The organism is Methylobacterium carpenticola, assembly GCF_042748905.1.
GTDB classification, from domain to species: Bacteria; Pseudomonadota; Alphaproteobacteria; order Rhizobiales; family Beijerinckiaceae; genus Methylobacterium; species Methylobacterium carpenticola.
Map to the genome: position 1 here is coordinate 95,851 of NZ_JBHZEO010000001.1, position 13,341 is coordinate 109,191.

A 13,341-nucleotide genomic window follows, 5' to 3' on the forward strand; every position below is an offset into this window, starting at 1 on the left:
GAGGGGCGGCACCGGGACTGCAAGTCCGGCGCCACGGATCCGCCGGCAGGCGTAGCGCGATCGGGCTGCCCTCGCCAGCGGGTCCCTCACCCCCTGGCGGCGCGGCCGGCGGGCATCGGCGCCTCCCCCTCCGCCAACGCGGCGCCGAGCTCCGCGGCGAGCCCGAAGAAGCGCTCGCGCACCGCACCCGCGTAGGGGTTCAGCCGCTCGATCGCCGCGAACACCTCCGGGGCGTCGTGACGGACCATGCCGACCGCCTGCATGATCAGGTCGAAGCTCCGCGTGGTCATGCGGGTCGGCAGAGGCTCCATCTCCACCAGCACCTTGGCGATGAGGTGGGTCAGGCCCTGGACCGCGGCCATCTCGCGGTCGTGGGCCTCCGGCGTGGTCATCAGGACCGTCAGCCCGAGCCGCCGCAGGAAGGCCGCGGCCTCCGGCGCACGCCGGCCTCGGACGGGGCAGAGGGCGATGCGCAGGCCCCGGATGCCGTCGCGGGCGCTCTGCGGGCCGAACAGCGGATGGGTCGCGAGAATGTCGACCTCGGGCGGCAGCGTCTCGCGCAGGATCGCGGCCGGGAGCACCTTCACCGAGCCCACATCCGCGACCAGCGTGCCGGTGCGCAGATGCGGCGCGATCGCGCGGGCCGCCTCCGCGAGACGGGAGACCGGGGTGGCGAGGATCACCACCGGGCAACGGGCGGTCTCGCGCAGACCGGCCCGCACGGCCCCGGCCCCGTCGCCGAACGCCGCCTCCGACACGAACGGATCATGGGCCAGCACGGGGAGGCGGGGCGCGAGATGCCGTGCGATCAGGCGGCCGAAGGCGCCGAAACCGATGATGCCGACCGATGGCGGCACGGAGAATGGGTGGGGAGACGACACGACGTGACCTCCGGGAGAGAGGCGAGGCCAGCGGTCGGTGATCGAGGGTCAGCCGCTGACGACGCAGCGGCTGGGAAATGACAAGCACCCACCGCTCAAGGGAGCGGCGCGTAATACAGCCCGGACAGGAGGATGCTGGTCATGCGGCGGCTGTAGGCCAAGCCGGGGCGCGCCGTCAATCCGGTGGATCGGACTTCCCGAAGGCTTCACCCGCCGGAAGCGCCCGGCAGCGGGAGACCACGACAGCCTTCGTGGCGCGTGAACTCCCCGGCATCGAACGGCGGACGACCATCCAACACGCCCCTTTCCGGGCCCGGAAAGGCGGTGGGCAAGGCACCGATCGAGCGATGATCGGATCCTCGGCGGCGCGCCGACCACTGGGCGTTCGCCCGGTATTTTGCCTGCTAAATTTCTGCCGTCGATATATTTTGCCGGCAACTCGACTGCCGCTCTCCATGGGGCAGGGCGCTCTTCGCCAGCAGCATGTGCACGCCCTTGTTGCCGTCCACCGTCTGGGTGATGCGCAGGTTCCCGGCGAGCGAGCAGAGCATGTAGGCTTGGTTGCGCGTCAGCCGCGTGCGGGCGCAGACGTGCTTGACCATCTCGCGCACCGCCTGCCGCATGGCCTCGTCCAGGCTCTCGTGCAGGCCGATCGCCATCAGGTCGGTGGGAGTCTCCGCGAAGGGCCACGCGGCGTCGAGATCCTTGCGCACGGTGAGCCGGACGGTGCCGGTGAGGCCGGTCTCCAGGGCCGTGACGCAGACCTCGCCGTCGCCCTGCACCCCGTGTCCATCGCCCGCGTAGAAGCCCGCCCCCTCGTTGAAGACCGGCAGGTAGAGCGTGGTGCCGGCCTTCAGCTCCTTGTTGTCCATGTTGCCGCCGAAGGCCCGGGGCACCGGCGAGCTGACGCGCCCCCAGGCGCGGGGCGGCGCGGTGGCGAGGATGCCGAAGAACGGATCGAGCGGCAGCTCGGTGCCCCAGGGCAGCACCGCGACGCCGCGCTCGGCGTCGATGTCGGGATGGATGGTCTCGTAGTCGGTGAACTCGTCCGGGAGCGTGCCGAGCAGCGGCAGGATCGCGACGAAGCCCCAGTCCTGGCGCAGCTTCAGGTCGAGGATGTCGATCTGCAGCACGTCCCCGGGCAAGGCCCCGCGCACATGCACCGGGCCGGTGACGAAGTGGGGACCGAAGCCGGGGGAGAGCGCGTCGAGGGCCGCGAGGTAGTCGGCCGGGTTGCGGGCCGGATCCGGATGCAGCGAATTCCGGCCACCGGCCGGGCAGGAATGCAGGGTGACGGTGTCCCCGGACTCGACCGTGAGCACGGGCGCGTGCGCGGCATCGAAGCAGCCGAGCACCATGGTCTCGGGTGCGGCCGGGATCTCGTGATGGCGCGGCATCGGCATCCTCCTTCGCTCGGGGCGGAATCCCACGCGGGGCGCGGTCTTGCAGAAACCGGGCCGCGGGCCGGAAGCCCGGAGACTTCCGGGCACCGGCGTGCCACTCCTGTATCGCGCGGCCTCGCATCCGCGCGACAGGCCCGCGCGACAGGGAGGACGCGACACCATGCCCGTCACCATCGAAACCGGTCCGGCCGATCCGCCGAGCGCGGAGGAGATCGCGCGCTGGCGGAGCGTTCCGGTCGCCGTCGCGGTCGATCTCGGCTGGAGCCTCGGCCAGATCGACCCGGCGATCCGCCCGCTCCTGCCGCCGGGCCGCCAGCCCCGCCTGTTCGGGCGCGCCGTCACGGCCCTGTGCGAGCCGCCGGATTTCGGAGCCGTGCTGCACGCGCTGGACGTGATCGGGCCGGGCGACGTGCTGGTCATCGCGGCGGGCGGCCATGCGGAGACCGCGATGATCGGCGAGATCGTCGGCGGTCACCTGCGGCGGCGTGGCGGGGTCGGCCTGATCTGCGACGGCGCGGTGCGGGATGTCGGGATGCTCGCGGGCTGGGCCGACCTGCCGGTCTTCACCCGCTTCGTCACCCCGCGCGGGCCCGCCTCGGCCGAGCGCGGCGCCGTCAACGCGCCGGTGGTGATCGGCGGCGCGCGGGTGAATCCGGGCGACCTCCTGATCGGCGACGACGACGGGCTCGTCGTGCTGCCGCCCGCCGCGATCCGGGAGCGGATCGGTGCCGCGGAGGCGAAGCTCGCCCGCGAGGCCGAGTGGGAGGCGAGCCTCGCCGCCGGGCGCTCGATGCAGGAGACCTTCGGCCTGGCCGCGCCGCGGCCGGCAGGTGGCTGATACGGTTTCCGGAAGATCACTTTCGGAAACCGGATCAGTCGGCCTCATCGGCCCCGGACAGCGCGGCGTACCACGCCGCGTAGGGCGTGTTGCGGGCGAGGTGGCGGGTGTAGTCCGGCGCCCCGTCCGCCCACCAGACCGGGCCGCGCTCGCCGAGACCGCGCTTGGCCGCGTCGACCCGGCGGCGCGCCGCCGCGCGGGCGTCGGGATCGCCGGCCGCCGCGCGCACGGCGCGCCGGGCCCGCATCAGTTCGTCCACCAGCTCCTCGCGCCGCTCCGGGGCGAGGCCGGGATCGCTCAGCCGCCACAGCCGCCCCCGCACCACGAGGTAGCGGCCGTCCGGCGTGCGGGGCGCGGCCTCCCTCATTCCTCGATGATCACCCGGTTCGGCAGCTCGTCCGCGCTCCCGGGCTCCGGCGGCAGCCCGGCCGCCAGTCGCTCGCCCAGGCGCGTGACGGCGGCGACGAGGCCCGCCTCGACCTCGCCGCGGCGCAGGGCCGCCGTGAGATCGGCGATGAGGTCGGCCCAGGCCCGCGCGTCGAGCCGCGCCAGGACGCCCTCGTCCGCGACGATCTCGGCGTGCCGCTCGGCAAGGGCGAGGAACAGGAGGAGGCCGGTGCGCCCGCGGGTGCGGGTGAGCCCCCGCGCGCGGAAGGCGAATTGCGCCGCCTCGCGCACCCGCCCGCGCCGCAGGCTGCGCGGCATCAGGGCGAGGCGCAGCCGCTCCGAGAGGCTCGCCGTCAGGATCAGCGCCACGACCCCCGCCTGCGCCAGCAGCACGAGGCCGGTGCTCCAGCCCGTGAGCAGGAGGAGCGGCCAGGGCGCGACCAGCCCGCCGGCGAGGGCGGCGGTGAGCACCACGGAACGGTAGAGCCCGGCCCGCCCGCTCACCATGACGACGATCTCGCCCGCCGTGCCGGCTTCCGCCCGCGCCACCGCGGCGGCGATCCGCTCGCAGGCCGCGCGGCTCAGGAGGTCCTCCACCCTACCAGTCACCGGAGGCCCCTCCCCCACCCGACGAGCCGCCGCTCCCGGAGAAGCCGCCCCCGAGGCCACCGCCGCCCGAATAGCCGCCGCTCCAGCCCCCGGAGCCCGAGCCGGGACCCGGCAGGATCACGATGCCGCCACCGCGGCCGCGCCCGCCGCGGTTCATGCGCCAGAGCACGAAGACCACGAGGAAGAACAGCACGACGAGGAGGAGCACCTGCTCGGGCGCCACCTCGTCGGAGCGGACCTGAGGCCTGCGCTGCCATTCCTGCGCGTCCCCTGCCAGGATGGACAGGATCCCATCCACGCCGGCATCGATCCCGCCTGCGAAGTCGCCGGCCTTGAAGCGCGGCGCGATGGTGCCGGCGATGAGCACCTTGGACAGGGCGTCGGTGAGCGCGCCTTCGAGCCCGTAGCCCACCTCGATGCGCACCTTGCGCTCGCCCGGCGCCACGAGGAGGAGGACGCCGTTGTTGGCCTTCGCCTGGCCGAGCTTCCAGGCCCGGAACAGGCGGTTGGCGTAATCCTCGATGCTGGTGCCCTGAAGGCTCCGCACCGTCGCCACCACCACCTGATCCGAGGTCTTGTCCTCGTGGGCCTTGAGCTTGGCGTCGAGGGCGCCGCGCTGCTGGTCCGTGAGGAGGCCCGCCGCGTCGACCACCCGGCCGGTCAGGGCCGGGAAGGACAACTCGGCCGCGAGCGCCGCCGCCGCGAGCACGGCGAGCGCGAGGACCGGCAGGCAGAGCCGGAGAGCGGCCCGCATCCGAGACGCCTAGAACTTCACGTTCGGCGGCCGCGCGGAATCGGGCGTCGCCGTGAAGGTCTCCATCGGCTTCGCCTCGGGATAGAGCACCGCCGCGATCCAGCGGCCCGGGATGGTGCGCACCTCGGTGTTGTAGGCCTGCACCGCCGTGATGTAGTCGCGCCGCGCCACCGCGATCCGGTTCTCGGTGCCCTCGAGCTGCGATTGCAGGGCGAGGAAGTTCTGGTTCGACTTGAGGTCGGGATAGCGCTCGACGGTGACCAGGAGCCGGCCGAGGGCACCCGAGAGCTGGTTCTGGGCGTCCTGATATTCCTTGAACTTCTGCGGGTCGCTCACCGTGCCGGCATCGACCTTGACGCTGGAGGCCTTGGCGCGCGCCTCGGTGACCCCGATCAGCACGTCCTTCTCCTGCTGGGCATAGCCCTTCACGGTCTCGACGAGGTTGGGGATGAGGTCGGCGCGGCGCTGGTACTGGTTCTGCACCTCGCTCCAGGCCGATTTCGCCCGCTCCTCCAGGACCGGCACTTGGTTGACGGCGCTGCAGCCCGAAAGGCCGCCCGCCACTCCCGCCAGGGCCAGCGCCCCGGCGAGGCGCGACAGCCAGGGGCGGCTGCCTCCGATGCCATGCCCGCGCTTCGACCGCATTGCGACACCTCCCGCCCGTTTCCCGGCGGCCCCGATCCGGCCGCGGCTGCACACATAAGCGCTGCCGCGCCGCAGCGTTCCGGCCGCCGCAAGGTCAGCGTTCGGATGGGGTGCCGGTGCGGGCGGGCGGGGTCAAGAGGCGTCCCGGCCCGCCAAGCGGGGGCGCAGGTAGCTCGGATCGAACTCGGCGATGGCGGTGAGCCGCTCCCGGTCGAGGACGCGCAGCGAGCGCCCGCGCAGATCGGCCGCCCCCTGGCGGCGCAGCTCGTGCAAGGTGCGGTTCAGGTGGACCGTCGACATGCCGAGCGTGAGGGAGAGATCGACCTGCGTGATCGGCAGGTCGAAACCCGCCCCGGTGGCGAGCCCCACCACCTGGAACCGCTCCAGCAGCTCGCAGAACAGGTGGGCCGTGCGCTCCAGGGCCGAGCGGCAGCCGAGATTGGCGAGCCACATGCGCAGGATCGCCTCCTCGACGAGCTTGGCGGCACGCAGGCCCTGGGCGATGCCGTCGTGGACCGCGGTCAGCTCGCGCAGGAGCGGGCGCGGGATGAAGGCCACGCTGGAATGCGCCAGGGCGGCGGCGGAGAAATCCGCCCGCCGCAGCAGGGCGCCGTCCGCGTCGCAGACGTCGCCCGGCAGCAGATAGGACACGATGTGCCGGCCCCCGGCCGGGCGCTGCTTGTAGCGGCAGGCGGCGCCCGACAGGATCACGTAGGCTCCGCCCGGATCCTCGCCCTCGCGCAGGAGGTCGCTGCGCGGGCCGACCGCCCGCGGGGCCGCGCTCAGCCGGCTCAGGATGCCGATCTCGGCCTCCGTCAGATCGGCATGGCTCGCGAGCCGCCGCAGGAGCGCGTCGGGTTCCGGGCGCGGCTCGGGGCTCGGACAGATCCCACCTGCGGTCACGACGAGACCCGGGAACCGCGTGCGAGGTCGTGCAGGACCGCGAGCACGTCGCGCACCGCGGCCGGCTTGGCGAGCCAGGGCACGTCCAGGAACGCCGCCGCGAGCGGATCGCCGCGCTGGCAGCCCGTGTGCACCAGATAGGGAATCCGCCGCTCGCGCAGCTCGGAAGCGAGGACCGCGCAGGACCCGTCCTTGAGCCGCACATCGACCACCGCCGCGGCCGGACGCGCCTCCTCCAGGGCGGAGCGGACGTCGGAGATCCGCGTGAGCGGACCGATCACCCGATAGCCCGCCTCTTCCAGCGCCTCGGACAGATCCATTCCGACCAGAACGTCGTCCTCGATCAACAGAACCACCGGAAACCTTTCAGTACTGGTCATAGCCGTATCCGGCGGCGGCTCGAATAGCTGCGCTGACATAGGTGGAGAAGGCAGTGCAGCTTCGTCAATATCCTGGAAGGAACAGCCTCTGCTCTGTGTGATACCCGACACTTCAGGAAATGTCGGGTATCACACAGAACCTATAGGGGAAATTGCGTTTGCGGGCCGTGCTGGCAATAAGCCGGGCACTGCCTCGGCAACGATCCGGGCCGCGGCAGCGGGGAGACCGTCTAATACTCCCCCCACCTTGGAACGAACCGTGGCTCCGCTGCAGCAAACCGCCCTGCGCAACCGCCTGCTCAGGCAACTCCATCCGGCCGATTTCGAAGAGCTGCAGCCCCATCTCCACCCCCTGTCGACGCGTCTCAGGCAGGTGCTGATCGCGCCGAACGAGCCCGTGCGGGAGGTGTTCTTTCCCGAGACCGGCTTCGTGTCGGTGGTGACGGCGGGTCAGGGCAGCCGGGCCGAGGTCGGCCTGATCGGGCCGGAGGGGCTGGTGGGCGCCTCCCCGATCCTGCTCGGCAGCGACCGCACGCCGCACGAGCATTTCGTGCAGGGCCCGGGCGACGTGCTGGCGGTCGACAGCGCCGTGCTGACCGCGGCGGCCACCCGCAGCCCGAACCTGCGCCTCCTGTTCCTGCGCTTCGTGCAGGTGCAGATGGTCCAGACGGCGCAGACCGCCTTCGTCAACGCCACCTACCAGATCGAGGCCCGCCTCGCCCGCTGGCTGCTGATGTGCCTCGACCGCACGGAGGGGGATGAATTCCCCATCACGCACGAATTCCTCGCCCTCATGCTCGGCGTCCAGCGCACGAGCGTGACCCTGGCCCTGCAATCGCTGGAGGGCAGCCAGATGATCCGGGCCCGCCGCGGGCGCATCGCGGTGCTCGCACGGCGGGCCCTGGAGGAACTGGCCGAGGGAGCCTACGGCATCCCGGAAGCCGAGTATGCGCGGCTCCTCGGCGGAGCATGACCCGCGCGACCGCGCCTCGCCGCAGGCCCCCGCTGGAGCACACGCCCCACGGGCCGTAGGATCCGGGGCAGGGACCGGGATGCCCCCGGTCCCGGCACGACGGGAAGGTCCCCGCCCATGGCACCGCCGCCGCAAGCCACCCTGCGCAACCGCCTGCTCCGGCGGATGGCTTGCGAGGATTTCGCCCGCCTTCGCCCGCATCTCGAACCGGTCAGGACGGAACTCAGGCAGGTCCTGATCGAGACCGATGCGCCGATCGCGGCCCTCTACTTCCCCGAGACGGGCTTCAGCTCGATGACCACCCTCGGCGGGCGGGCGCGGGGCGAGATCGGGCTGGTGGGCCTGGAGGGGCTGGTGGGCGCCTCCCCGGTCCTGCTCGGCTGCGACCGCGGTCCCTTCACGCACATGGTGCAGGCGCCCGGCGCGATGCTGCGCATCGCGGCCGGGGCGCTGTTCGCCGCCGCCGAGGCGAGCCCCTCGCTGCGCCAGCTGCTCCTGCGCTCGGTGCAGGTGCAGATGATCCAGACGGCGCAGACGGCCGTCGTCAACGCCACCCATCAGATCGAGGCCCGCCTCGCCCGCTGGCTGCTGATGTGCCACGACCGCGTGGAGGGGGACGATCTCGACCTGACCCACGAGTTCCTGTCGCTGATGCTGGGCGTGCAGCGCACGAGCGTCACCCTGGCGCTCCAGACCCTCGAAGGACGCCAGATCATCCGCGCCCGGCGCGGGCGCATCACGATCGTCGACCGGCCGGCCCTGCTCGCCACGGCGGAGGGCGGCTACGGCATCCCGGAGGCCGAGCACGTCCGGCTGATCGAGGAAGGGGGATCGGGGCGGTGACGCAAGGCGACCGGTGCGATTCCCCCGCCGGCCATCCCCTTCGAACGCGGTGGCTCCCCGCTCGCCCCCTCAGGAGCGGCGCTGGCCGGAATCCCGGGCGGCGAGGCCCGGCAGGAGCTTGTCGAGGGTGAGGGGATAATCCCGCACGCGGATCCCGGTGGCGTTGTGGACGGCGTTCGCCACCGCCGCGCCGGCCCCGCAGATGCCGAGTTCGCCGAGCCCCTTGCTCTTGAGCGGATTCGCCCGGTCGTCGAGTTCGGGCAGGAACACCGCCTCCATCAGGGCGGCGCCGATCCCGAACACCATGCCGCCGATCGCCTGCGAGCGCGCGAGCTTCTGGTTGAGGATGCGCCCGCCCGTGAAGACGCCGAGCATCCGCCGCAGGCGGATCTCTCCCGTATCGGCATCGACCCCGACCTCGGCGAAATGCGCGCCGTAGGAATATTGCGCGAAGGCCTCGGTGTTGCGGCCGGGCTTGATCTCGCCCTCGGCCTCGATTCCCTCGGCGCCGATGAGCGCCGCGAGATCCGCCCGGCGGTTGCCGGAGGTGATGCGCCCCTCCGCGAAGACGGCGTTCGCCGGTTCGAGATCGGCCTTGGCGAGGAGCTTGGTGCGCAGGGCCTCGCAGGCGACGTAGAGGGCCGAGCCCGAACTCGCCGCCCCGAAGGAGCCGCCCGAGCCCGAGGAGGGCGGATCGGCGGTGTCGCCGAGGATCATCCGCACCCGCTCGACCGGCAGCCCCAGCATCTCGGCGGCGATCTGGCTCAGGATCGTGTAGGTCTCTGGGGGCTGGCCCCGCGCGGAGCGGAGACGAAAATCCCCCGGCAACGCGCCGGAATTCCGGGAGGATCCCCGTGCGGCAACACGCCCGCGCCCGCGTCGGGGACCCCTGCATCGGCGGAGGGGGTGGGGTGCGACCGCCACGGCTGGAGAGCGGGGCAGCGCCGTGCGATGCCCGGGCGGCCGAACCAGCCCCCGGCGGCCCGCACGAGAGGAGAGATCCGCGTGATCACCTTCTATTACAGCCTCGCGCCCAACCCGATGAAGGTCGTCCTCTGCCTGGAGGAGATGGGCCTGCCCTACGAGGCCCGGCCCGTGGACACCCGCAAGGGCGAGCAGCACGCGCCCGCCTTCGTGGCGCTCAACCCGAACGCCAAGGTCCCGGTCATCGTGGACGAGGAGGCGGGGGCGCGAGTCTTCGATTCGAACGCGATCCTGCTCTACCTCGCCGAGAAGACCGGGCGCTTCCTGCCCGAGGCCGGTCCGGCCGCCCGGGGCGATCTCCTCTCCTGGCTGATGTTCGTGGCGACGGGCATCGGGCCGTATTCCGGGCAGGCGGTGCATTTCCGCCATTTCGCCCCCGAGCCCAAGGATTACGCGGTGACGCGCTACCTCTACGAGGCACGGCGCCATTACGGCATCCTCGACGCCCGGCTGCGCGACCGCCCCTTCATGCTCGGCGATGCCTACACGATCGTCGACATGGCGGTGTGGGGCTGGGCCCGCATGGTGCCCTTCGTGCTCGGCTCCGGCCCCTCCGACGAATCGGTCTGGGGCGACCTGCCCCATCTCAAGCGGCTCCTCGACACCATCGGCGCACGCCCGGCGGCGCAGGCGGCGCTGGCCCTCCGGGAGCGGCACGCCTTCAAGGCGGAGATGGACGAGGAAGCGCGCCGCCACATGTTCCGCCACATCGCCACCCCGGCGGCCTGAGCGGGGCCCCGGCTCCGCCGCACGGGCGTGCGGTCCGGCTCCGCACCGATCGGTCGGAAGCCGGATCAGACGGCGGGCGCGGCCTCGCGCAGGCTGCTGAGCGGCGAGAGGGCGACCGCGGCCGCCTGCGTCAGGGCGCTCTCCGGCTGCGGCCGCAGGAACAGGTATCCCTGCATCGCACGGCAGCCGATGACGTGCAGCAGGAGCATCTGCTCGCGCGTCTCGACCCCTTCGGTGATGCACTGCATCTTCAGATTGCGGCACAGGTCGATGATCGACCGGACGATGTTCACGGAGGTCGGATTCCCGCAGATATCCGCCACGAAGGAGCGGTCGATCTTGAGCCGGTCGATGGGCAACTGGTGGACGTAGGACAGGCTCGAATGGCCGGTGCCGAAATCGTCGAGGGCGACGGTCAGCCCGAGGCGCTTCAGGTCGAGGAGGGCGCGCCGCCCCGCCGGCAGGTCGCGCATCAGCGCCGTCTCGGTCACCTCCACGATGATCCGCGCCGGCGGGATGCCGGCCGCCGCGATCGCCTCGGTGAGCCGCGCGAGGCTCTGCGGCGTGGCGAGGTCCTGGGCCGAGAGGTTGAACGACAGGCTCACCTCCGCCGGCCAGCTCCGCATCGCCGCGAGCGCCTTGCGGAACAGCGGCAGCGTGAGGGCGGGCATCAGGCCGGAGCGCTCGGCGACCGGAATGAACTCGGCCGGCGAGACGGACCCGAGGATCGGGCTGGTCCAGCGCGCCAGCGCCTCGTAGGCGGCGATGCGGCCTGCCGCGACGTCGATGATCGGCTGGTAGGCGAGATCGAATTCCCGCTCCAGGTCGGCGCTGCGCAGGGCCTGCTCGACGGCGGCGTGGCGGCGCAGCCGCGCCTCGTGCTCGGGCGCGTAGACGATCGCGGTGCCGCGATGGAGCGCCTTCGCGTGGTAGAGCGCGTAATCCGCCCGCTCCACCAGGGTCGCGGCGCAGGACGCCGCCGTGGGGAAGGCCGCGAAACCGATCGAGGCGCCGATCTGCGCCGTGGCGTCGCGCAGGGCATAAGGGGCCTGCAAGGCCGCGCAGAGCCGCCGCCCGAGGGCGTCGAGGTCGGGCTCGCCGTCGATGATCAGGCCGAACTCGTCGCCGCCGAGCCGCGCCGGCCAGCCGCAGCCCGCCGCCTGGAGGCGCCGGCCCACCTCGCACAGCACCCGATCACCCGCCAGATGGCCGAACGCGTCGTTGACCGGCTTGAACCCGTCGAGGTCGATGATCGCGATCGCGAGCGGTCCGTCCTGCCGCTCGGCCCGGTCGATCGCACTCTGGAGCCGCCCGAAGAAGGAGCGCCGGTTGGGCAGGCCGGTCAGCGGATCCGTCAGGGCCAGGGCCTCGTTCTCGGCGCCGAGCAGCACCAGGCGTCTGAAGGCGCCGTAGCAGATCGGCTGCATGCCGAACATCACGACGCTCACGCCCACGTAGGTGAGGGCCGTCACGCGGATCGCCAGCTCATCGGAGGACAGGAAGTAGAGGATGAGAGGCGCCGTGATCACGCCCATGATCGTGGTGACGGTGCGCAGGTGCGTCAGGCATAAGCAGCAGCAGACCAGGGTGACGTTCAGGAAGAACAGCACCTGCATCTGGTGGGCCGCATCGGCGTAGCGCGTCAGCAGCATGGCCCAGCCGGACACGCCGAGGCCGACGGCGATGAGGAGGGCTCGGGCCGCGGCGAGACGCCGCCGCGCCACCGCGGCATCGATGACTTGGCCCCGGCATCGCCACAGCACGACGCCGCGCCAGAGACAGACCGAGAGGATCAGGCCGAGGGCGGGTAGCGTCAGCCAATGCGGCGCAGTGCCGTAATGCGTGAAGGTTATCCCGAGCGTGTTGAGACCGAGCAGCGCGTACATCATCGGCGCCGTCTGCGTGAGCATGCGCGCTTGCGCGACCGAGACCTCGGCCGGCTCCGACGGAGCCGAGATGAGCCTGAGGATTTTGTCGATCGACGGCATGCCGAATCATCGCCCTATAGCCGGTCACGGTCAGCCTATAAGACGCAGCACCCCTTAAATATCTCGCAATGACCAAAGGGAACGGACACCCCCCGGCCGGATTGCGGCCGCAGGGCTGCCGGCCGGGGGGCGGGAGCCGCCGCACCCGCCGGGCATGGACCCGCCTTGACGTCGGACCCGGCCGCCATAGCTGCCCGGGCATGGATACTCCATAATAGTATAAGGAGGCCCGGTGCTGCTCTCCCTCGACGCCACGGCGATTCCCGAACCGGCCGAGAACGCCTCGCTGCCGGAGCCGGTGCGCGATCATCTCGGGCAAGTGCTGCGGGAACTCTACGCGGCCCATCAATCCGCGGAGCTGTCGCCCTCGCTCGACGCGCTGCTCGCGCAGCTCACCCACGCCCTCGACGCGCAGTCGGACGCGGACCTGCGCGACTTCCATGCCGGCCTCCTGAAGGCTCTGCCCTCGCTGCGCGCCTTCGCGATCAGCATGGCCGGGCGCGGCGCGGAGGCGGACGACCTCGTGCAGGAGACCGTGCTGCGGGCTTGGCAGAACCGCGAGCGGTTCACGCCCGGCACCAACCTCGACGCGTGGCTGTTCACGATCATGCGCAACCACTTCTACTCGCTGCGCCGCAAGCGCTCGCGCGAGGTGGAGGACGATGACGGGCAATACGCGGCCCAGCTCGCCGTGGCGCCGCGCCAGGATCATGGCGTGAGCCTCATGGAGGTCGAGCGGGCGCTGGGCCGCCTGCCTCCGGACATGCGCGAGACCCTGGTGCTCGTGGGCGTGCAGGAACTCACCTACGAGCAGGTGGCGACGATGATGGGCGTGGCGGTCGGCACCATCAAGAGCCGGGTGAACCGGGCGCGGGCGCGCCTCGCGGCGCTGCTCGGCTATACCGGCAGCGAACTCCAGGCCGATGCCCTGATCCAGTCGGCGCTCACCAACCGCGTCCCCCACCGGGGCTGATCCGGCGCGGCGGCTCCGCCGCCGCGCCCCTCGGGGCATGACATCGAAGCA

14 protein-coding genes and 1 pseudogene are annotated in these 13,341 nt (G+C 72.0%); 5 read left to right on the plus strand and 10 right to left on the minus strand.

The features are described 5' to 3' along the window. Positions 1-86 precede the first annotated feature (86 nt). The gene (locus tag ACE101_RS00445; protein WP_379125563.1) at positions 87-881 is read right to left on the minus strand and encodes a prephenate dehydrogenase/arogenate dehydrogenase family protein; all 795 of its coding nucleotides are present in this window, start codon (positions 879-881) and stop codon (positions 87-89) included. Positions 882-1,285: 404 nt separating this feature from the next. Beyond that, complete coding sequence (locus ACE101_RS00450) at positions 1,286-2,278, minus strand: acetamidase/formamidase family protein (RefSeq protein ID WP_379125564.1); 993 nt, start codon at positions 2,276-2,278, stop codon at positions 1,286-1,288. Positions 2,279-2,444: 166 nt separating this feature from the next. Here ACE101_RS00450 and ACE101_RS00455 point away from each other — a divergent pair, with 166 nt between their 5' ends. Then, positions 2,445-3,122 (plus strand): RraA family protein, encoded by a 678-nt coding sequence (locus tag ACE101_RS00455; RefSeq protein WP_379125565.1) that lies wholly within the window; start codon positions 2,445-2,447, stop codon positions 3,120-3,122. Positions 3,123-3,156: 34 nt separating this feature from the next. Here ACE101_RS00455 and ACE101_RS00460 read toward each other — a convergent pair whose 3' ends face one another. The 6 genes from ACE101_RS00460 to ACE101_RS00485 all read right to left on the minus strand — a co-directional run bounded on the left by ACE101_RS00460 (position 3,157) and on the right by ACE101_RS00485 (position 6,776). After that, complete coding sequence (locus tag ACE101_RS00460) at positions 3,157-3,489, minus strand: hypothetical protein (RefSeq protein WP_379125566.1); 333 nt, start codon at positions 3,487-3,489, stop codon at positions 3,157-3,159. Then, complete coding sequence (locus tag ACE101_RS00465) at positions 3,486-4,118, minus strand: TPM domain-containing protein (protein WP_379125567.1); 633 nt, start codon at positions 4,116-4,118, stop codon at positions 3,486-3,488. The genes ACE101_RS00460 and ACE101_RS00465 overlap by 4 nt, the downstream gene beginning before the upstream one ends. Next, positions 4,108-4,872, minus strand: coding sequence for a TPM domain-containing protein (locus ACE101_RS00470; protein WP_379125568.1), 765 nt, complete (start codon positions 4,870-4,872; stop codon positions 4,108-4,110). Before ACE101_RS00470 ends, ACE101_RS00465 begins: the two co-directional genes overlap by 11 nt. A 9-nt stretch (positions 4,873-4,881) precedes the next feature. Further along, on the minus strand, positions 4,882-5,517 hold the full coding sequence (locus tag ACE101_RS00475; RefSeq protein ID WP_379125569.1) for a LemA family protein: 636 nt from the start codon (positions 5,515-5,517) through the stop codon (positions 4,882-4,884). A 132-nt stretch (positions 5,518-5,649) separates the two neighbouring features. Beyond that, entirely contained in the window at positions 5,650-6,420 is a 771-nt protein-coding gene (locus tag ACE101_RS00480) for a Crp/Fnr family transcriptional regulator (protein WP_379125570.1), read from the minus strand. Further along, positions 6,417-6,776, minus strand: a complete 360-nt coding sequence (locus ACE101_RS00485) for a response regulator (RefSeq protein ID WP_379125571.1) — start codon at positions 6,774-6,776, stop codon at positions 6,417-6,419. The genes ACE101_RS00480 and ACE101_RS00485 overlap by 4 nt, the downstream gene beginning before the upstream one ends. A gap of 283 nt (positions 6,777-7,059) precedes the next feature. On the opposite strand from ACE101_RS00485, the gene ACE101_RS00490 reads away from it, so the two are divergent. Next, positions 7,060-7,773 carry a Crp/Fnr family transcriptional regulator gene (locus ACE101_RS00490; protein WP_379125572.1) on the plus strand — a complete coding sequence of 238 codons (714 nt, stop codon included), beginning with the start codon at positions 7,060-7,062 and terminating at the stop codon, positions 7,771-7,773. Between the two features lie 117 nt (positions 7,774-7,890). After that, positions 7,891-8,616 (plus strand): Crp/Fnr family transcriptional regulator, encoded by a 726-nt coding sequence (locus ACE101_RS00495; RefSeq protein WP_379125573.1) that lies wholly within the window; start codon positions 7,891-7,893, stop codon positions 8,614-8,616. 69 nt (positions 8,617-8,685) lie between these two features. Here ACE101_RS00495 and ACE101_RS00500 read toward each other — a convergent pair. Then, a pseudogene (locus tag ACE101_RS00500) lies at positions 8,686-9,396 on the minus strand (molybdopterin cofactor-binding domain-containing protein); the annotation flags it as partial. Between the two features lie 225 nt (positions 9,397-9,621). Between ACE101_RS00500 and ACE101_RS00505 the strand changes: the two are divergent. Next, a complete protein-coding gene (locus tag ACE101_RS00505; protein WP_379125574.1) occupies positions 9,622-10,329 on the plus strand; it encodes a glutathione S-transferase family protein in 708 nt (235 codons plus the stop codon). 65 nt (positions 10,330-10,394) lie between these two features. On the opposite strand, the gene ACE101_RS00510 is transcribed toward ACE101_RS00505, so the two are convergent. Continuing rightward, a complete protein-coding gene (locus ACE101_RS00510) occupies positions 10,395-12,239 on the minus strand; it encodes a putative bifunctional diguanylate cyclase/phosphodiesterase (RefSeq protein ID WP_379125575.1) in 1,845 nt (614 codons plus the stop codon). 310 nt (positions 12,240-12,549) lie between these two features. Between ACE101_RS00510 and ACE101_RS00515 the strand changes: the two genes are divergently transcribed. After that, the gene (locus ACE101_RS00515) at positions 12,550-13,290 is read left to right on the plus strand and encodes a sigma-70 family RNA polymerase sigma factor (protein WP_379125576.1); all 741 of its coding nucleotides are present in this window, start codon (positions 12,550-12,552) and stop codon (positions 13,288-13,290) included. Positions 13,291-13,341 lie beyond the last annotated feature (51 nt).

Coding starts and splice junctions, on each gene's coding strand:
- ACE101_RS00450 (WP_379125564.1), bottom strand. CDS start 2,278: ATGCCGCGCCATCACGAGATCCCGGCCGCACCCGAGACCATGGTGCTC.
- ACE101_RS00455 (WP_379125565.1), top strand. CDS start 2,445: ATGCCCGTCACCATCGAAACCGGTCCGGCCGATCCGCCGAGCGCGGAG.
- ACE101_RS00460 (WP_379125566.1), bottom strand. CDS start 3,489: ATGAGGGAGGCCGCGCCCCGCACGCCGGACGGCCGCTACCTCGTGGTG.
- ACE101_RS00470 (WP_379125568.1), bottom strand. CDS start 4,872: ATGCGGGCCGCTCTCCGGCTCTGCCTGCCGGTCCTCGCGCTCGCCGTG.
- ACE101_RS00475 (WP_379125569.1), bottom strand. CDS start 5,517: ATGCGGTCGAAGCGCGGGCATGGCATCGGAGGCAGCCGCCCCTGGCTG.
- ACE101_RS00495 (WP_379125573.1), top strand. CDS start 7,891: ATGGCACCGCCGCCGCAAGCCACCCTGCGCAACCGCCTGCTCCGGCGG.
- ACE101_RS00510 (WP_379125575.1), bottom strand. CDS start 12,239: ATGCTCACGCAGACGGCGCCGATGATGTACGCGCTGCTCGGTCTCAAC.